Source organism: Halovibrio salipaludis (assembly GCF_002286965.1).
GTDB classification, from domain to species: Bacteria; Pseudomonadota; Gammaproteobacteria; order Pseudomonadales; family Oleiphilaceae; genus Halospina; species Halospina salipaludis.
Map to the genome: position 1 here is coordinate 17,107 of NZ_NSKD01000008.1, position 18,853 is coordinate 35,959.

An 18,853-nucleotide genomic window follows, 5' to 3' on the forward strand; every position below is an offset into this window, starting at 1 on the left:
CCCAACGAAGGAAACTGACCCATGTTCAGCATTGAAAAACACGACGACGGGGAAGGCACTGTCACCCTCAACCTCTCCGGCCAGTTCGATTTCAACGCCTACAGCGAGTTCAAGCCCAAACAGACGGAAGCGCTGGACACCCCCGGAGCGAAATTCATTGTGCTCGACCTCAGCAGACTGGATTATCTGGACAGCGCCGCTCTCGGAACCCTTCTGCTGCTGCGCGAAAAGGCCCAGGACCGCGGCATTGAGATTGTGATCCGGGGTGCCACAGGCGTTGTACAGGAGATCCTGGAGATCGCGCATTTCCAGCGCATGTTCCGCTTCATCGACTGAGCCATGGAAGAACCGTCGGAACTGACCATACTGGTTGCGGAAGACGACCTTCTCAGCCGCCAGCTCCTCCAGTCCTACCTCGAAGAGGAAGGTCACCGGGTACTGGTCGTGGAAAACGGACGTGAGGCGGTCGAAAACTTCTCCAGGGAACCCCCGGATCTGGTCATTCTGGACGTCAAGATGCCGGTCATGGATGGCCTGGAGGCCTGCCGTCATATCAAGGGGATGATGGAACAACGCTGGGTGCCCGTCATGATGATCTCCTCCAACAGCGAGGAGCAGGACCAGGCGGCGGGCCTGAACACGGGCGCCGACTACTACCTGACCAAGCCCATCAGTTTCCCGATCCTGGCCGCGAAAGTGCGCGGCTCCCAGCGCATCGCCAACCTCCAGCGCGAGCTTGAGCGCCGCAATACCGAACTCTCAAGCTATTACCGCCACAGCCGCGCCGAGAATGACCTGGCGCAGCAGATGATTGACCGGATCATTCAGAACTACACCACGTCGGATACCCGGATCCATCAATCCGTGCGTTCCCTGGAACAGTTCAGCGGCGATGTCATATCAACCGTCAACTCGCATTCCGGCAACACCTATGCCCTCATGGCCGACGCCACCGGCCACGGTCTACCCGCCGCCATTACGCTGATGCCGGCCATGGAGATCTTCTACCAGATGAGTCGGCGCGGCTATGGCGTGGCCTCCATCGTTCGCCAGATCAACCAGCGCCTGCGGGCACGCCTGCCGCCGAATCACTTCCTCGCAGCCACTGTAGTGCTGATCAACCCCCAGCGCCACGCCCTGGTCGCCTGGAATGGGGCATGCCCACAGGCCTATGTGCTGTGCCCGGAAGGTGCCATCCGCCATCGCATCCCCTCGGCCCACCCGCCACTGGGCGTGCTGGATGACCGGGATTTTGACGACACCGCCCAGCTGTGCACCGTCAACGTCGATGACCGTTTCTTTGCCTGCACAGACGGGCTGGTGGAGGCGCGTAACGCGGATAACGAGATGTTCGGAAGCGCCCGCCTTGAAACCGTGCTGACCGGCTGCCGGGCGGGTCACAGTCTGGTGGAAACGGTCACTGACGCGCTCTCCGGGTTCCGGGGCACCAGGCTACCGGACGATGACCAGTCCATGCTGGCGCTGGCCGTGGACGCCCCGATGGAGGTGCCTTTCAGCAATGAAGACGGCATCGACCAGCCGCCGGAAAGCAGCGGCGATGACAACAGCATGGCGGGTTGGGACTTCCGGCTCGAGCTCCGAGGCTCCGATATCAGCCGCACGGAGATCGTACCAACCGTCAACCAGGTTCTGGAAAACCTCCGCCTGGACAGGCGTCTGCGCCAGAAAGCGTTCGTGGTCCTGACGGAACTGCTCAACAATGCGGTGGACCATGGCCTTCTCGGCATGGAGTCCAGCAGCAAGGCGGACCAGGGTTTTGACCACTATGTGCAGGAGCGCCAGGAGCGCCTGGCGGCCCTGAATGAGGGCTTCATCAAGATCCTGGCCACCCGCAGCCAGTACCATAATCGCAATGCCCTGAGGCTGATGGTCATGGACAGTGGTTCGGGATTCGACACCACCGGCTTCTCGTCAATGGACTCCGCGGATGAGGTGGCAACCCATGCCTACGGGCGCGGCATCCGTGTGGTCGCGAGCCTGGCCGACCGCATCCGCTTCCTGGACAACGGCGCCAGCGTGGAGGTTGAGTTCACGATTGATCCGGACTGAGGTTGCGGATCTCCCGTGCCATCTCACGCACTGCCTGATCGAGCTCGGAGAGTGCGGCTTTTTCCGGAAGGCTGCCCCCGCGGGCCGTTTTCTCCATGTCTGAGACAGCCTGCCAGAGCCGCCCGGCGGTGAAGTACCCCACGGCCCCCTTCAACCCATGCGCCGCCTCGGCCAGGGCCGCCGGGTCATCGTCGGCGTGGGCTTGGGCAATCGCCTCCAGGTACTGCTCATGCTGCTGCTCAAACAGATCCTTGAGCGTGCCCATCAGGCGCGGGTTGCCGCCGAGGTTACGCAGGACCAGATCCCGGTCCACCATGGGCTCCTGCGCCAGCGTGGTTCCCTGGGCCGGTTTGTCGCCGGCACCCCCTTCCTCCACCGCAGCCCCCGTGGTCGGATGCTCACCCTGTGCCAGCCACCGGCTCAGCATGCGATAGAGCCCCTGGAACGTCAGGGGTTTGGTCAGGTAGCCATCCATGAAACCGGCCTGCCGGCTGTCGAGATCCGGCGCGCTGTGTGCCGTTACCGCCACCAGCGGGGTGTGGCGCTGGTGGCTGGCATCCAGATCCCGCATCCGGATCGCCACATCATAGCCGTTCATGTCCGGCATCTGGATATCCAGAAGAACCAGGTCAAAGACCCCGCCTGAAAACGCCTCCAGCGCCCCGGCGCCATCTTCGCGGCTGGTTACCCGCATGCCCAGCTCCCCCAGCATGGCTTCCCCGACATGACGATTGACCGGGTTGTCATCCACCAGCAACACACTCGGTTCGCCGGCGAAGGACTCCACGCGCACGTCCTCCTGGTCATCCTCAAGTCGGCGGACCTCGGTTTCGGACGCAGCGAGCAGCGGCAGCACGAATGAGAAGGTAGCCCCCTGGCCCTCCTCGCTCTCCACCTGGATGCTGCCCCCCATCAGTTCCACCAGCCGCTGGCAGATGGTCAGCCCCAGCCCGGTTCCCCCATAGCGTCTTGCCAGGGAGGCATCCGCCTGGCCAAAGGGCTCAAAGATCCTGTCCCGTGCGGAGGGTTCAATTCCCGGGCCGGAATCCGTAACCCGGAACGCCAGGTTACAGGTATCACCGAAGGACGCGCGGGGGTCGATGGCAACGGTTACCGTGCCCTGCTGGGTGAACTTGAGCGCGTTGCCCAGCAGGTTCATCAGCACCTGGCGCAGGCGCTGTTCGTCCCCATGCAGATGCCGGGGCACCTCATCCTGCAACTCGAAACGGAGCGTGACGCCCTTGCCGTCCGCCTGGGGGCGGAAAAGATTCTCAAGATTGTGCAGCAGACGGCCGAGATCAAATGGCCGCAGCTCCAGCTCAAGACTGCGGGCCTCGATCTTGGAAAGATCCAGAAGGTCGTTGATGATCTCCAGAAGGCCGTTGGCCGAATCCTTGAGGGTTGCCAGCTGCTCGTCGGCGTCCGGCCGCTTCCGGTCCCGCTGGAGCAGCTCGCTGATTCCGATAATGCCGTTCAGCGGTGTCCGCAGCTCGTGGCTGATGTTGGCCAGGAACTGGGATTTGGCCTGGTTGGAGCGGTCCGCGTCCTCCTTGGCCTGGCGCAGCTGGTGTTCCAGCTCCTTGCGCCTTGTGATATCGGTCTGGACGGCCACGAAATTCACCAGCCGCCCCCCGTCATCATGCACGGGCTGGATATCCAGATCGAGCCAGTAGGTATGGCCCTGGCGACTGTAATTGAGAATCTCCTGGCGTACCGGCTCACCGTTGGCAATGGCGATGGCGATCCGTCGCCGGGCCTGCTCATCCGTATCCGGCCCCTGCAGGAAGTCCCCCGGCCGCAGTCCACGCACCTCATCCAGCGGATAGCCGGTCAGTGACTCAAAACTCGGATTCACCCACTCGATATGATCTTCAGCATCGGTGATGATGACCGGGTTATCGGTCTTACGGGCCACCAGGGCCAGACGCCGCACCTCACTGGCCGCCTGCTCCTCGCGTCTGCGACTGCTGAGAAGTGCCTCCATGTCCTCGGCCACCAGCAGGAGCACCGGCCGATCCCGGACCCGGGAGGGCGTGATCCTGAGGCTCACCACACGTTCCCGGTCGGCACCCATGAGGGTCTCCGAGAAAAGATCCACGGATCCCTGATCCGGGGTGAGAGCCGCCCATTCGCTCAGCCGCTCCGGTGTCAGCGAGGGGAAAATGCCGCTGATGGCCAGCTGCTTGAGCGACTGCCGGTCGGTTTCTGTCCCCACAAGCTCCGCCAGACCGTCATTGACGTAGAGCACCGTGAACGTTGTGGCATCCACCATGGCCACAAAATCATCGCTCTGCTGGATCAGCTCACTCACACGCCAGCCGAAGGTCTCGGCGCGGCGGGTCTCAATGTGTTTCATGACCACCCGCGCCAGCGACTTCAGCGATTCCTTCTGACGCTCATCCAGGTGGCGTGGATGGCGATCCAGCACACAGATGGTCCCGAGTGCATAGCCATCCGCGTTGACCAGGGGCACACCGGCATAGAACCGGACACCATGCTCCAGCGTCCAGGGGTTGTCATGGAACCGCTCATCCTCACGGGCATCCGGGATCTCGAACACGTCGGACTGGACAATGGCATGGCCACAGAACGAGGAGGAACGCTCCGGAATGAAATGCTCCCGGTTCACACCCACCGCGGCCTTGAACAGCTGCTGATCCCGGTCGAGCAGATTGACCATGGCCATTTCACTGCTGCAGACCTCGGCTGCGACGGCAACGATGTCGTCGAACCACTCCTCCGGGCTCCCGCTGAGCAGCTCGTACTCATCCAGAGCCGCCTGGCGTTCCGGCTCGTTATCCGGGATCGGGGCCTCTTTCATGACAGGAGATGGCGCTGAAAGAAATCAATCTGGTCCGTGGAGGAGCGTTCAAACCCTTCCCCCACGTAGATGTCGAAATGCCCCAGGTCCTCGTAGCGCCTCAGTTCCGCCCGGCCTCCGGCTCTGCTCGCAGCCTTCTCCGCAGCCTCCGGCGGCGCTACGGAATCACGGCCACAGACCTGGATCAGTACCGGGCATGGCAGCCGACGTGCATGGCGCAGCGGACGGTAAAGCGGCAGCTGCAGTGCCAGTCTCGCCGCCAGCTCATTGCGCCAGTCCGCAGGCGCGATAGCCCGGTACCCGTCATAGGCATCCTCGGTGGCCATCGCCGCCGTTTCACCCGGACGGCCAACGATGGGTGCGTACAGGGGAGTGCCGCCCAGCAGGGCGCGAAGCTGGTCCCTCAGTGCCAGAGTACTCAGGCGCAGGATGCCACCGATGCCGGCATAGCCGACCACATTCAGAACAGCAGCCAGGCCGTCCATCATCGGGCCCTGGGCGGAAACCGCCGCAACACCGCCGTCACGGGCCGCTGCCACCAGCACATGCCCGCCCGAAAAGGATGATCCCCAAAGCGCGATGCGCTCTGGGTCAATGCCCTGCTGCTGGCGTGCGAAATCAATGGCGCCCTGCCAGTCCGCCAGCTGACGCCGCACGGACACCAGCTGGCGTGGCTCGCCCGCGCTCGCCCCGAAATGCCGGTAATCAAAAAGCAGTACCGCAAATCCGGCCTCCGCAAAGGCCCGGGCATAGGGGACAAGCCCCGCATCCCGGGTCCCCCCGAGACCATGGGCCATCACAATACAGGGGCAAGGGCTGCGCGCGGGCGTTGCCGGCTGAAACCACCAGCCGGCCAGCGCCTCGCCCTCAACATGGAACCGGACCTCGGTGGGTTCGAGACTCATCAGCACCCTCCCGTCGAGATTGGTGTCACCGCATCAGATCGGGCAGGAAGAGCGCGATCTGCGGGAACATGATCAGCAGTGCCGTCGAGAACAGGAGAATCAGCACGAACGGTGGCGTCCCACGGATGACCTCCAGATAGGGACGCCGGAAGATCGCGACGGCCGTGAAGATGTCACACCCGAATGGTGGTGTTGCTGAACCAATGGCCGCCTGCAGCACCACCAGTGTCCCCACATGCACGGGATCCAGTCCGGCGGACGCAATCGCCGGTGAGAAGATCGGGGTCAGCACCAGGATCACCACGATCGGGTCCACGAACATACAGCCCACGAAGTACGCCACCGCAATCAGGATCAGCAGCTGATAGGGATGCTGGGAGGCTTCGGCCAGCATGTCTCCCAGCAACAGACTCGGGATCTGGGCAAAGGAGATCATCCAGGAGAACGCCATGCCGGCCGCCACCAGAATGAACACCACGGCGGTGATCATGCCGGTGGAGAGCGCGATTTCGGGCAGCTGGGACGGCCGCACCTGCCGGTACAGAACCATCTCCAGGAACAGAGCGTAGGCCACCGACATCGAGGCCGCCTCGGTGGGGCTGAAGGTACCGGTGTAGATACCGCCAATGATGATCACCGGAAAGCCGGTCGCCAGACTGGCCCGCTTCAGGGCCACCAGGCGCTCCGGCCAGCTGGCCTTGGGCAGTACTGGAATGCCCTTCCACACCGAGATCCCATAGCAGTAGATCGCAAAGAGGACCAGGATCATGAGCCCCGGCCCGATGCCGGCAATGAAGAGGGCCCCGACCGAGGTCCCGGAAACAACGCCATAGATGATCATGCCGATGGACGGCGGAATCAGCAGGGCGATATCACTGGCGTTGATGATCAGCGCTATGGCGAAGCGGTCGGTATAGCCGGCCTCGATCAGCTTCGGCCGCAATGGCCGACCCATAGCCACTACCGTGGCCTGAGTGGAGCCGGAAACGGCCCCGAAAAGTGTGCAGGACACCGCCGTGGTGACCGGCAGTCCGCCGCGGATGTGGCCAACGAACTTGCTGACCAGATCCAGGAGTCGATTGGCCGTGTGCCCCTTGATCATGACATCGGCGGCAAGGATGAACATGGGGACCGCCACCAGCACCGTCTGCTCCACACCGCCGATCATCTGCTGGATCAGGGTGGATTCGTTGAGCCCGGAGAACTTCGCCGCCATCAGCAGCAGCGCACCCGCTGTCAGGGGCACCATCATGGGGTAGCCCATCAGCAGCAGCACGATCATCACGACCCCGACGAGCAGCGCCGCATCCGGTGTGCTCATGGACGCCAGGTTGAGCCATTCAATCAGTTCAGCCACGGTCCCGCTCCTCAGCCGCGTCCTCATCGGGGTCGACACCACCAGTCATACCCGGATCCACGCCCTCTTCCTCATACTCATCTTTCTGGTACCAGGACAGGTAATTATCCGGGCTGAGCAGGTTGCGCACCCCGGCCAGGAAAAACTGGATACCTCCGAACAGAAAGCCCAGTGGCACGACCATATAATTGAGATAGACCGGAAAGCCGGTGGACGAGGTCACCCGGCACTGGCCACTGCGCGCCTCCACCAGACCGATGAATACAGCAAACACTCCCCACGCCAGCAGAGCCAGAACCACCAGACCCGCCAACACCATCAGCTGGCGCTGATACCCCTCGAAACGGGCCAGCAACCGGGCGCCTCCCTCGCTGATCAGGCGAATCAGATGTCCTGCCAGCGCGATGCCAACCAGTGTGACGAGAATCCCCGCCACCAACGGCATGCCACCAACGGGCAGCGTGAACAGCCCCAGATCGAGCGCGTCCGGCAGAACCCGGCAGGTGCGCTGCACCGCGCCGGCATAGTTCCAGGCAAAATCCGCCAGCGAGAACATCAGCCAGGCGGTCGTGAAGCTCACAACAACCAGCAGGATTTTCTGTCCCAGATGGGGGAGCAGGTCATGCAGAGCCGAAACCCGGATGTGACGGGCATGGCGCGCCCCGATGCCGATCCCCAGGAAGGTGATCATGACCAGCAGCATCTGGGCCACATCATTGGCGAACTGCAGACTGAAACCAAGAAGGTTGCGGGCGATGACATTGGCCACCGTCACCGTTGCCATACCGGCCACACAGAGAATCAGTGCACTGCGCTCAAACCAGTCGAGACCTGAGTCAATCCAGTCAAAGGGCGCCTTAAGGGCGTTTTGCCAGCCACCACTGTGGCCGGTTTGAGGTTGGTCCGTCATGGGACTCTCCGCAGGCCGCTCACATGTAACAATAGTCTGACGATCCGGGGTTCGGCAACAATCCTTTACGCTTTGCCGGAAATTCACGTTTACGGCTTTTGCTTCTGTAAAGATGTGTTATGTTTAATGCGGATCAACAAGAAAATCCAACAGAGGGAGACAGGGTATGAACCAACCTCGCCAATGGCTTACGGGCCTGATCATGCTGCTTGCCATGGCATTTCTCTATGGCTGCTCTGATGGCGGTGACACTTCCAGCGAGAGCGACAGCTCCAGCAGCGGGCAGTCCTCGCAGGAAGAGATGGATCGCGATGAAGAGCTGGCGAAACAGCGCGAATCCGACACGTGGCGCTTTGCGCTGGAAGAAGTCGAGGGCAGCGTCCAGGACGCCTACGCCCAGGAATTCAAGAGCCGCATTGAGGAGCGCACTGACGGTGAGGTCACGGTTGAGGTCTATCCCTACGGGACGCTCGGCACCTCCTCCCAGCTGACCGAACTGCTCCAGAACGGCGCCATTGAGATCGCCTTCGCTTCCCCGGGCCACCTGGCTGACGCCATTCCGGAAGTGGGCATCTTTACGCTGCATTTCGTGCTGTCCGAGGACCCCGACGTGAACCGCGCGGTTCTGTCCGATCCCGAGGTCTACGGCCTCTTCCAGCCGATGTACAACGATCAGGATCTTCGACTGCTCGATATCATCCCGGAAGGCTGGATGGTCTGGAGTGGCGACAAAGCCCTGCGCAGCCCGAAAGATTTCGAAGGCTTCAAGATCCGTACCATGACCTCCCCGATCCTGGTCGAATCCTATAAGGCCTATGGCGCCAACCCGACTCCGACGCCCTACTCCGAGGTCTATAGCGGCCTGCAGCTGGGTCAGATCGACGGTCAGGTGAACCCGATCTTCGCCATCGAAGAGATGAGCTTCTACGAGGAGCAGGACGTGCTCACATCCGCACGTCACGCCCAGTTCATCGCCACCCTGGCGACCGGCAATAACTGGTTCAACAACCTCTCCGAGGAGCGCCAGGAGTTGATCGAGGACGTACGTGACAACATGGTCTCCTGGATCGACGAGAAGCAGCGCGAGTACAACGAGGACCGGCTGCAGACCATTCTCGACGAAGGCGGCACCGAATGGGTTGAGCTGACCGAGGAAGAGCGCGAAGTCTTCCGGGAAGCCAGCAAAGACGTTCGCCAGATCTACCTGGAGCAGGCCGGCGAGAAAGGCCAGGAAGTGCTCGACACCATTCTGGAGAAAGTCAAGACAGCAGAAGAGGAAATGGCGGACAGCGACAGCTGATCGCAGCCCTCCTCACGCACACAAGCCCGGCTCCGGCCGGGCTTTTTTGTGTCCGTGCCACGGATGTTAAGCCGGCCCGGAGAGGGTATAATGCCACCAGTCACTGACCTGCCCGGAGCCGTCATGCCACGCTGTACCGCGCTTCCGCCCGCCCTGATCCTCTGTCTTCTGATCCCACTGATGCTCCTGGGCGGCTGCAGTGATTCCGGTGATCCGGAAAACCGGGAGTCTCCCGTCACCCGGGTTGAAGGGCGGATCTTCGGTACTTTCTACCAGGTCAGCGTTGCCGGCGAACTTCCCGAAGAGCGTCGTGAATCCCTGCATGAAGCCGTTCGCAAGGTCCTCGCCAACGTGGACCAGGGCATGTCCACCTACCGTGATGATTCCGATCTCATGCGGCTGAACAGCAGCACACCGGGCGACTGGGTCAATCTGCCGGAAGGGGTGATCGATGTGCTGCAGGCGGCCGATGGCCTCTCGGAACGCACCGGCGGCGCCTTCGATACCACCATCGGCGGTCTGGTTAACCTGTGGAGCTTTGGCCCCGAGGCCCGGCCCACAGAGGTACCGCCGGACGCCACCATTGAGGCGCGCCTGGAACAGGTCGGTCACGGGAACCTTGAGATCGACCCGGCCGCCAACCGGGCCCGGCGCATGACGGACCTGTTCGTGGATCTGTCGGCCATTGCCAAGGGCGAGGCGGTGGACCGGGTCTCGGCCCTGCTGGAGGAACGCGGCCATGACAACCACCTGGTGAACATCGGGGGCGACCTGCGGGCCAGCGGGCGCAAGGCGGAGAACACACCATGGCGCATCGGCATCGAAGTTCCCCGGAACGGGCCACAGAGCCCGCGCCATATACTGCCACTGGAGGATATGTCGCTGGCCACTTCCGGCGATTACCGCAACTACTTTGAGGCGGACGGGCAGCGTTATTCCCATACCATTGACCCACGCGACGGGCGTCCGGTCACGCACTCGCTGGCCTCGGTCAGTGTCTTCCACCCGAGCAACCGGAGGGCGGACGCACTGGCCACCGCCTTCATGGTGATGGGCGTGGACGACACCCTGGACTATGCCCGCACCCATGACGTTGCCGTGCTCGTTATCGAGCACCGGGACGACCGCTTCCAGACCCGGGTATCCCCGGCTCTTGAACAGATGCTCTCCGAGGAGGATCTGGCAGCGCTGAACACCGACTGACCGGAGACGGCTATGACCGAAACCGCCGAAATCGAATCCGAAGTCCGGACGCTGCTCGAACAGGGCGACCTTGATGCCGCCATTGAGTTCCTCAATAACCGCCACCCCGCGGAAGTCGGTGGGGTTATTGACGAGCTCGACGGTGAAACCGCCTACGCCCTGTTCGACCAGCTCGACCGCCGTACCCAGGCGCGCATCCTGCCCTACATGCAGCCGTCCCATCAGCTGAGCATGGTCCAGCACCTGGGCCGCCACGCCCAGGCCCGGCTGCTGACGGACATGAACGCCGACGAACGGGCCGACCTCTACCAGGAGCTGCCCGAGGACGTTCAGGAAGCGTTGATGCCCGCCCTGGCCAAGGCCGAACGCGAGGATCTGCTGCGGCTGACCAGCTACCCCGAGGGCACCGTCGGCTCGGTGATGACCAGCGAGTATGCCACGGTCCCGGCGCATATCAGCGCCCGCCAGGCCATCGAGCGCCTGCGCCTTCAGGCGCTGAACAAGGAAACCATCTACGTCGCCTACGTGCTCGATACCGAGCGCCACCTGCTGGGGATCGTGACCCTGAGTGGGCTGGTGGTGGCCTCCCCCGGAGAGTCGGTCGAGGACCTGATGCAGACCGAGGTGGTCAACGTTCACACGGACGCACCCAGCGCCGAGGCGGCGCGACTGATCGCCGACTACGACCTGCTGGCGGTGCCGGTGGTCGACGACGAGGACCGCATGGTCGGCATCGTCACCCACGACGATGCCATGGACGTTCAGGAGGCGGAGGCCACCGAGGACATCCACAAGGGCGCCAGCGTCGGCGACCTGCCCGGCAGCCTCAAGGAAACCGCGCTCACAACGCTCTACCAGAAGCGCATCATGTGGCTGGTGCTTCTGGTGTTCGCCAACGTTTTTTCAGGCGCGAGCATCTCGCTCTACGAGGACACCATCCAGGCCCACGTGGGGCTGGTGTTCTTCCTGCCGCTGCTGATCGCCAGTGCCGGTAACGCCGGCTCCCAGTCCGCCACCCTCATGGTGCGCGCCATTGCCACCGGTGATGTGATCAGCGGGGACTGGTTCCGCATGCTGCTGCGCGAGATCGGCCTCGGGCTGATGCTGGGGCTGACCATGGCGGCCGCCGTCGCAGCCATCGGGCTCTACCGGGGCGGCGCCGAGCTGGCCCACGTGGTATCGCTGACCATGGTGATCGTGGTGCTCAGCGGCAGCCTCATCGGCATGTCACTGCCGTTCGTGCTCAACAAGCTGAACATGGACCCGGCCACCGCCAGCGCCCCGGTGGTTTCGTTCATCGCCGACGTCGCCGGTATCCTGGTCTATTTCGGGCTCGCCTCCGCGCTGCTGTCCATACCGGCCCAATAGGAAGCCCACCATGGCGTTCATCGAAAGCCTCGGCAGCATTGAGCCAGAGGAATGGAATCGCCTGCGGGGAACCCATTCCCCCTTTCTGCGTCACGAGTTCCTGTTCGGGCTCGAGGCAACCGGCTGTACCACCACTGCTACGGGTTGGACGCCCCACCACTGGATTGAACGCAACAGTGAGGGCCAGCTGATGGCCGCGCTGCCCTGCTATCGCAAGCATCACTCCTTCGGTGAGTACGTCTTCGACTGGGCCTGGGCAGAGGCCTGGGCCCATTACGGGCGCGATTACTACCCCAAGCTGCTCAGCGCCGTGCCCTTCACTCCCTGCGAGGGCCCCCGCCTGCTGCTGCATCCTGACGCGGACGGTGCCAGTACCGGATTCCGCAGTACGCAAGCTGTTCTGGCGGAACTGGAAGGCGGCTCGTACTCCAGCTGGCACCTGCTGTTCCCGGATGCGGAATCACAGCACCACCTGGACCGCGACCAGTGGCTGCGCCGCCTGAGCTGCGAATTCCACTGGCACAACCCGGGCTACCCGGACTTCGAAGGGTTCCTGGCCACCCTGAAATCGCGCAAGCGCAAACAGATCCGCCGGGAACGGCGTCTGGTGGCGGACCAGGGCATAGATTTCCGTCACTACGCCGGCAGTGATGGCATTCCGGAGAGTGCCCTGGAAGCCTTCCATGTGTTCTACCAGGCCACGTACCTCAAGCGCGGCCAGCGCCCTTACCTCAACCGCGAATTCTTCCAGTACCTGGCGGATCGCATGCCGGAACAGCTCACTCTGGTCATGGCCGTCCACCAGGGTCACTACGTAGCCGCGGCCCTGTTCCTGCACGATAGCGAGCGCCTTTACGGGCGTTACTGGGGCTGTCTGGAGGAATACGACCAGCTCCACTTCGAGACCTGCTACTACCAGGGCATCGACCTGTGCATTGAGCGGGGGCTGAGCCGCTTCGATGCCGGCGCCCAGGGCGAGCACAAGCTCAAGCGCGGCTTTCAGCCGGAGCTGTTCGAATCCTTCCACTGGGTCGCGGATGAGCAGCTGAGGCCGGCAGTGGCCGACTTCTGCCGGCGCGAGGCCGCCGCCGTCCGCGCCTACGCCTCGGAAGTCATGGCGGAACTGCCGTTCAGCGGCTGATCCGATACCAACGCCAATCGCCGGTCCACGGTGACAGGGTCGGTCAGTTCATGGATGAGAAGCAGCAGCGAGCGCCCTTCAAGCCACGGCTGGATGCCCTCCCAGACCCGCGCCAGTGTGGCGCTGTCCAGCCCGGTGAAGGGTTCATCCAGAATCAGGATGGGTGCGGGCCGCAGCAGCGTGCGCGCCAGCGCCAGACGCCGCGCCTCGCCACCGGACAGCCGGCCGGCCCGTTCGCCAACCGGGGTCGTCAGTCCCAGGGGCATGGCCGCCACCGTCGGCGCCAGCGCCACCGCCTCCAGAACCTGCCACAGCTGGCTCTCCGTAGCGTCCGGCAGAGCCAGTCGCAGATTCTCCGCCACGGAAGCATCGAATAGGTGCGCCGACTGGGTGAGAACACTCAGACGCGTTCGCCAGTGTTCCACCGGCCAGCTCTGTACCGGCTGGCCATCCGCCAGAACAGCGCCGCTGACCGGCTCCAGTGTCCGGGCCGCCAGGGCCGCCAGCGTGGATTTACCGGCGCCGGAGGCACCGGTCACCGCGATCCGCTCCCCCGGGGCCAGCGACAGACTGAAATCCCGGAACACCGGCGGCGCCCCCTGGTCCACGGCAATGTGGGACCAGGTCAGTGTCGGGTGCGACGCCAGCCCGGCCTGTGGACGGGTCGTCACCGCCTGTTGGGTGGCGCGGTGTCCATTGAGCCGGGCAGCGGCGGCGTGGGTGGCGCCCCAGCTCGAGAAACCGCCGGGCAGCGCCATGAACCCTTCGACAAGTGCCATCACGACCAGGGGCATCATCGCCATGACCGGCCCGGAAAGCTGCCCACTGCGCCAGCCTTCGGCCCCAAGCAGCAACACGGCCACAACCAGTCCCTGCAGGATCAGGGTGGTGAGCGCCTGGGCATCGACCACCGCGCTGGTGCGCTGATACTGGAGGCCTCGCAGTCGGCACTCCTTCTGCAGCAGCCGCTGGCGGTGCACATCGAGCTGCCCGGCCGCGGTCAGTTCCGCCATACCCTCAAGCTCCTCCAGCACCCCCTCCCGGAGGCCCTCGGCGACATCCGCTTCGGCCGCGCCCGCGTGACGCACGCGCAACGCGGTACCCAGGGTCAGCACCAGAAGCAGTGGCAGCAGAACCGCCAGCATCACCCCCGCGATCGACACGGAAAACAACGCCACCAGCGCCACCGTGGCAAGCGTGGCTGCCAGGGCCACCAGCGGTGGTGCCAGCAGGCGCAGATAGAGATTATCCAGGGTCTGAACATCCGCAATGAGCCGGCTGAGAAAAGCCGCCGAACCGACCCCGCGCCTGAGCCTGTCGCCGGTGGTGGCAAGCCTCTGGAACAACCCCACCCGGATGTCGGCAAGCACCCGCAGCACCGTATCGTGCTGCACGAGCCGCTCCAGGTAACGGCTGAGCGTTCGCGACAGGGCAAAGAACCGGATACCGCCGCCGGGTACGTAGAGATTGAGGCTGGCACTGGCCCCGGCGGCCCAGGCGGCGGCCGTCACGGCGGTGGCGGTGATGAACCACCCGGACAGCGCCAGCAGCCCGAGCCCGGACAGCAGCGTGGCGAGCGCCAGAACCAGGCCAGCCCCCATGCGGACCCGGTGACGGGCGACAAGGCACAACCAGGGCCGGATCTCACTCATCCCCGTTCCCCCCGCCAAGCGTGAACACCTGATCCGCCAGCGCCATGATCGCCGGCTGGTGGGTTGCGATGACACAGGTCCGGCCCGCCGCCAGCACCCGTCGCAGTGCCGCGATCACTTCTGCTTCCGTGGCCGCATCCAGTCCGGCAGTGGGCTCATCCAGCAGCAGAACCGGTGCCGGCATCAGCAACAGCCTTGCAAATGCCAGTCGTCGCGCCTGCCCACCGGAGAGGCCAAGCCCCTCCTCGCCCAGTGGTGCATCCAGCCCCTCGGGCCTCGCCGACAGAACGGTGCCCAGTCCAACCTCTTCCAGAACCCGGTGCATGGCCTCGTCATCGGCCTCCGGGGCCATGGCCTGGAGGTTGTCGCGCCAGCTTCCGTGCACCAGCCAGGGGCGCTGACCCATCCAGCCAACCTGAACGCACCCGGCGGGCTGGCCCGCCACCCGGACCGCCCCTTCCTGGGGAACCAGGAAACCGGCCAGAACCGCCATCAGCGTCGATTTGCCACTGCCCGAGGGCCCGGTGACCACCAGCGTCTGCCCGGCGGGAACCTGCAGCTGAAGACCACGGAACACCGGTGCCCGCCCCGGCCAGGCAACCGCCAGGTCCGCAACCCGGATCCCGTCCCTGTCGCAGGGGGTTGTGATGTCCGCCGCCCCCGAGCCGGCAACGGGCACGCTCAGCCGTGCCCCCAGATGGGCGGCGGCACCCAGGGCGGCGGCCCGGTCGTGGTAATACTGCGAAAGAAGCCTCAGAGGCTGGAAGAACTCCGGCGCCAGAAGCAGTGCAAAGAGACCGGAGAACAGGGTCATCTGCGAGGCCGGCCCGAAGGTGATCATCTCCAGAAGCCCGAAGCCCACATACATCGCCACGGCGGCAATCGCCACCGAGGCGAAGAACTCCAGTACCGCCGAGGACAGGAAGGCCACCCGGAGTGTGGCCATGTTGAGCTGTCGATAATCGTCGGTGGCACGCGCCACATCCGCCACCGCCGCCCGGGTCTGGCCGAACAGCTGAAGGGTGGTCAGCCCCCGGAGGCGGTCGAGGAAATGGCCGGACAGACGTGCCAGCGACTCATAGTGCTGGCGGTTGACGCGCTCAGCGCCCATGCCCACCAGCGCCATGAAAAGCGGAATCAGCGGCGCCGCCGCCAGCAGAAAGAGTGCCGCCAGCCAGTCCAGCCAGGCCACCACCAGCAGAATCAGCGCCGGCACCACCACCGCCAGCACCATCTGCGGCAGGAAGCGTGCGTAATACCCCTCCAGGGCATCGACCTGCTCGGTCCACTCGCTGGCCAGGCGCGCCGAATCGCTGCCGGCAAGCCCCACGGGGCCGGCAGCTTCCCAGGCCCCCAGAAGCGCCTGCCGGACCCGGCTGCGCACCCGGTCGCCGGCCACCAACCCGGCGCGGTCCTGGAGCCACTGGGCACCCGCGCGCACCGCCACCGCAAGCATCAGCGCCGCAGCAGTCAGCCCGAACGCCGGGGATGCCCCACTGAGGATCAGCCGGTCCACGAACCAGGCCATGACCCCGAGCTGTGCGATCAGCGCCAGGGCCTGCACCACACCGGCCACCACCGCCAGCACCAGCGCGGCACGCACCGGCGCAGCCCACCGGGTGAGCCACTGCCGGGCCAGGCGTGGCTCAGTGGTAGCCGTCACCGGCGCGGACCTTGCCGCGGAAGACCCAGTAGGTCCAGGCCGTGTAGGTGAGCACAATCGGAATCACGAACAGCAGCCCAAGAAGCAGGAACAGCTGTGATTCCCACGCCGAGGCGGCGTCGTACAGGGTGATCTCCGGCGGTACCACATAGGGCCATTTGCTCACCAGCAGCCCCAGGTATGTGAAGACAAACAGCCCCATGGTGAACACGAACGGCGTCCCCTCACGGTTGTGGCCGATGCCCTGCCAGATCTTCCAGGCACAGAACAGTGCCAGCGCCGGCAGAACCCAGATCACATGCAGCGTCGAGAACCAGCGCTCGTACACCGCCTGGTCCACGATGGGCGTCCAGAAGCTGATCAGCCCGAACACCGCCAGCACCATCAGCAGCAGTGGCCGGGCCATGCGTTGGGCCCACTGGCGTGTGACGCCCTCGGTCTTCATCAGCGTCCAGGTGCTGCCCAGCAACGCATAGCCGGCCACAAGCCCCACCCCGGTGAGCAGCGTGAAGGGCGTAATGAAATCCAGTGGGCCGCCCACAAAGACCCCATCGGCGGTGTTGATGCCCTCGATATACTTGCCCACGACCATGCCCTGGGCAAAGGCGGCGAGCGTGGAGCCGCCAGCAAAGGCAAGGTTCCACAGCCAGCGCGAGCGGTTGGCCTTGAAGCGGAACTCAAAGGCGATGCCCCGGAAAATGAGCCCTGCCAGCATCAGGAAGACGCCGATGTAGAGCGCCGGCAGCATGATCGTATAAACCATGGGGAAGGCGGCCAGTAACCCCGTACCACCGAGCACCAGCCAGGTCTCGTTACCATCCCAGACCGGGGCCACCGAGTTCATCATCAGGTCCCGGGATTCTTCATCCGGAGCGAGAGGGAACAGGATGCCCACGCCCAGATCAAATCCGTCCATGAGCACGTACATGATCACCCCGAAGGCGACAATGCCCGCCCAGATCAATGTCAGGTCAAACGGTTCCATCAGGCGTGCCCTCCCTGCTGTTCAAGTGGTACATGGGCGGCGGAGAAGGGGCGTTTCGCATGCTCGGCCTCGGCATGCTCACCGTCGCCGGAGGCCTCTTCCAGCCCGGCCTGGAACACGCGGCTGAGATAGTAGAGCCCGGCTGTGAACACCAGCGCGTACACCACGATGTAACCGATCAGTGAGAACAGCGCCATGCCACCGGTCAGCGAGGGGGTAACGCCCTCAGCGTGGGTCATCTGGCCATACACCAGCCAGGGAGCGCGCCCCATCTCGGTGACGAACCAGCCCGCCAGTACTGCGATGAACGGCGCCACGCCCATTGGCACCAGCCCCTTCAGGAACCAGCGGCTACGCCAGTAGCGCCCCCCGGGGCGCAGCAGCAGACCGGCCACGGCGAAGGCAATCATCAGCATCCCCAGCCCGACCATGACACGGAAAGACCAGAACACAATCCCCACCGGCGGCTGTTCGTCCTTCGGAACCGCGGAAATCCCCGGGACAACGCCTTCGGTATCGTGCTTGAGGATCAGGCTTGCCAGACCCGGGATGCCCAGCTCCCAGTGATTGGTCTGGGCCTGCTGGTCCGGCCAGGCGAACAGCAGCAGCGGCACATTGGAGGACGTCTCCCAGTTGCCCTCCATGGCGGCCACTTTCGTGGGCTGATGCTCCAGTGTGTTGAGGCCATGCAGATCCCCCACCCAGAGCTGCGCCGGCGCGATCACCAACAGCAGCCACAGGCACAGCGACAGCGCCCGGCGGTTCGCCTCCACCTCACGCCCCTTGAGCAGGAACCAGGCACTGAGCGAGGCGACCACGAAGGCCCCGGTCAGGAACGAGGCCAGCCCCATGTGGGCAAAGCGATACCAGAACGAGGGATTGAAGATGGCCTCGCCCCAGGCGGTTACCTGATGCATGCCGTTTTCCATGACGGTGCCGGCCGGCGTGTGCATCCAGCTGTTAGCCGCCAGTATCCAGAAGGACGAGATGAAGGTGCCAATCGCCACCATGAATGCCGCCAGCAGATAGATGCCGCCGGGCACGCGGCCACGGCCGAACAGCAGAATCCCCAGAAACGCCGCTTCCAGGAAGAAGGCGGTCACTACCTCGTAGCTGAGCACCGGCCCGAGGAAGTTGGCCGTCGCCTGGGCGAAGTTGCTCCAGTTGGTTCCGAACTGGAACGACATCACGATCCCGGAGACCACACCCATGCCGAAGACAACCGCAAAAACCTTGATCCAGAACTTCGACAGCCGGGTGTAGAGCGGATTACCGGTACGGTAGGCGCAGGTTTCCAGAAAGGCGATGAACGACGCCAGCCCGATGGTGAACACCGGGAAAATGGCATGGAAGGACACCACGAAGGCGAACTGTATGCGCGACAGAAGAACAGGATCAAGATCCATAGAGCCTCCGGACGGAAGGAATCACAGTGGTTATCAGTTTCAATTGTGGCGATCGCGCAGACTGGAAAAAAG

14 protein-coding genes are annotated in these 18,853 nt (G+C 64.1%); 6 read left to right on the forward strand and 8 right to left on the reverse strand.

Annotated elements, in window-relative coordinates; genetic code table 11:
• Nucleotides 1-21: 21 nt before the first annotated feature.
• Both CK501_RS13995 and CK501_RS14000 read left to right on the forward strand, forming a co-directional pair.
• Nucleotides 22-336 (forward strand): STAS domain-containing protein, encoded by a 315-nt coding sequence (locus CK501_RS13995; RefSeq protein ID WP_095618369.1) that lies wholly within the window; start codon nucleotides 22-24, stop codon nucleotides 334-336.
• Between the two features lie 3 nt (nucleotides 337-339).
• A complete protein-coding gene (locus CK501_RS14000; RefSeq protein WP_095618370.1) occupies nucleotides 340-2,070 on the forward strand; it encodes a SpoIIE family protein phosphatase in 1,731 nt (576 codons plus the stop codon).
• Here CK501_RS14000 and CK501_RS14005 read toward each other — a convergent pair.
• From CK501_RS14005 to CK501_RS14020, 4 genes are read right to left on the reverse strand one after another with little or no spacing between them, the layout of a single operon-like run.
• Nucleotides 2,051-4,891 (reverse strand): ATP-binding protein, encoded by a 2,841-nt coding sequence (locus CK501_RS14005; protein ID WP_095618371.1) that lies wholly within the window; start codon nucleotides 4,889-4,891, stop codon nucleotides 2,051-2,053. The genes CK501_RS14000 and CK501_RS14005 overlap by 20 nt on opposite strands.
• Complete coding sequence (locus tag CK501_RS14010; protein WP_095618372.1) at nucleotides 4,888-5,796, reverse strand: alpha/beta hydrolase; 909 nt, start codon at nucleotides 5,794-5,796, stop codon at nucleotides 4,888-4,890. Before CK501_RS14010 ends, CK501_RS14005 begins: the two co-directional genes overlap by 4 nt.
• 25 nt (nucleotides 5,797-5,821) lie before the next feature.
• Entirely contained in the window at nucleotides 5,822-7,117 is a 1,296-nt protein-coding gene (locus tag CK501_RS14015) for a TRAP transporter large permease (protein WP_095618467.1), read from the reverse strand.
• Between the two features lie 28 nt (nucleotides 7,118-7,145).
• Nucleotides 7,146-8,063, reverse strand: coding sequence for a TRAP transporter small permease (locus CK501_RS14020; protein WP_095618373.1), 918 nt, complete (start codon nucleotides 8,061-8,063; stop codon nucleotides 7,146-7,148).
• Between the two features lie 166 nt (nucleotides 8,064-8,229).
• Here CK501_RS14020 and CK501_RS14025 point away from each other — a divergent pair, with 166 nt between their 5' ends.
• The 4 genes from CK501_RS14025 to CK501_RS14040 all read left to right on the forward strand — a co-directional run bounded on the left by CK501_RS14025 (nucleotide 8,230) and on the right by CK501_RS14040 (nucleotide 13,075).
• On the forward strand, nucleotides 8,230-9,363 hold the full coding sequence (locus CK501_RS14025; RefSeq protein ID WP_095618374.1) for a TRAP transporter substrate-binding protein: 1,134 nt from the start codon (nucleotides 8,230-8,232) through the stop codon (nucleotides 9,361-9,363).
• 90 nt (nucleotides 9,364-9,453) lie between these two features.
• Complete coding sequence (locus CK501_RS14030) at nucleotides 9,454-10,566, forward strand: FAD:protein FMN transferase (RefSeq protein WP_233128915.1); 1,113 nt, start codon at nucleotides 9,454-9,456, stop codon at nucleotides 10,564-10,566.
• Between the two features lie 12 nt (nucleotides 10,567-10,578).
• Nucleotides 10,579-11,934: a magnesium transporter gene (gene mgtE, locus CK501_RS14035; RefSeq protein WP_095618376.1), complete on the forward strand. Its 1,356-nt coding sequence runs from the start codon at nucleotides 10,579-10,581 to the stop codon at nucleotides 11,932-11,934.
• Between the two features lie 10 nt (nucleotides 11,935-11,944).
• On the forward strand, nucleotides 11,945-13,075 hold the full coding sequence (locus CK501_RS14040) for a GNAT family N-acetyltransferase (RefSeq protein ID WP_095618377.1): 1,131 nt from the start codon (nucleotides 11,945-11,947) through the stop codon (nucleotides 13,073-13,075).
• Here CK501_RS14040 and cydC read toward each other — a convergent pair.
• The 4 genes from cydC to CK501_RS14060 are packed head-to-tail and all read right to left on the reverse strand — an operon-like array spanning nucleotide 13,033 to nucleotide 18,781.
• Nucleotides 13,033-14,727, reverse strand: a complete 1,695-nt coding sequence (cydC, locus tag CK501_RS14045) for a thiol reductant ABC exporter subunit CydC (protein ID WP_095618378.1) — start codon at nucleotides 14,725-14,727, stop codon at nucleotides 13,033-13,035. The genes CK501_RS14040 and cydC overlap by 43 nt on opposite strands.
• The gene (gene cydD, locus CK501_RS14050) at nucleotides 14,720-16,390 is read right to left on the reverse strand and encodes a thiol reductant ABC exporter subunit CydD (protein ID WP_233128916.1); all 1,671 of its coding nucleotides are present in this window, start codon (nucleotides 16,388-16,390) and stop codon (nucleotides 14,720-14,722) included. The genes cydC and cydD overlap by 8 nt, the downstream gene beginning before the upstream one ends.
• Complete coding sequence (gene cydB, locus CK501_RS14055; protein ID WP_095618379.1) at nucleotides 16,374-17,375, reverse strand: cytochrome d ubiquinol oxidase subunit II; 1,002 nt, start codon at nucleotides 17,373-17,375, stop codon at nucleotides 16,374-16,376. Before cydB ends, cydD begins: the two co-directional genes overlap by 17 nt.
• Nucleotides 17,375-18,781, reverse strand: coding sequence for a cytochrome ubiquinol oxidase subunit I (locus CK501_RS14060; RefSeq protein WP_095618380.1), 1,407 nt, complete (start codon nucleotides 18,779-18,781; stop codon nucleotides 17,375-17,377). The genes cydB and CK501_RS14060 overlap by 1 nt, the downstream gene beginning before the upstream one ends.
• Nucleotides 18,782-18,853: the final 72 nt, after the last annotated feature.

Coding starts and splice junctions, on each gene's coding strand:
- CK501_RS13995 (WP_095618369.1), top strand. CDS start 22: ATGTTCAGCATTGAAAAACACGACGACGGGGAAGGCACTGTCACCCTC.
- CK501_RS14025 (WP_095618374.1), top strand. CDS start 8,230: ATGAACCAACCTCGCCAATGGCTTACGGGCCTGATCATGCTGCTTGCC.
- CK501_RS14040 (WP_095618377.1), top strand. CDS start 11,945: ATGGCGTTCATCGAAAGCCTCGGCAGCATTGAGCCAGAGGAATGGAAT.
- CK501_RS14005 (WP_095618371.1), bottom strand. CDS start 4,891: ATGAAAGAGGCCCCGATCCCGGATAACGAGCCGGAACGCCAGGCGGCT.
- CK501_RS14030 (WP_233128915.1), top strand. CDS start 9,454: ATGCCACCAGTCACTGACCTGCCCGGAGCCGTCATGCCACGCTGTACC.
- mgtE (WP_095618376.1), top strand. CDS start 10,579: ATGACCGAAACCGCCGAAATCGAATCCGAAGTCCGGACGCTGCTCGAA.
- CK501_RS14020 (WP_095618373.1), bottom strand. CDS start 8,063: ATGACGGACCAACCTCAAACCGGCCACAGTGGTGGCTGGCAAAACGCC.
- CK501_RS14015 (WP_095618467.1), bottom strand. CDS start 7,117: ATGAGCACACCGGATGCGGCGCTGCTCGTCGGGGTCGTGATGATCGTG.
- cydB (WP_095618379.1), bottom strand. CDS start 17,375: ATGGAACCGTTTGACCTGACATTGATCTGGGCGGGCATTGTCGCCTTC.
- CK501_RS14000 (WP_095618370.1), top strand. CDS start 340: ATGGAAGAACCGTCGGAACTGACCATACTGGTTGCGGAAGACGACCTT.
- cydC (WP_095618378.1), bottom strand. CDS start 14,727: ATGAGTGAGATCCGGCCCTGGTTGTGCCTTGTCGCCCGTCACCGGGTC.
- CK501_RS14010 (WP_095618372.1), bottom strand. CDS start 5,796: ATGAGTCTCGAACCCACCGAGGTCCGGTTCCATGTTGAGGGCGAGGCG.
- CK501_RS14060 (WP_095618380.1), bottom strand. CDS start 18,781: ATGGATCTTGATCCTGTTCTTCTGTCGCGCATACAGTTCGCCTTCGTG.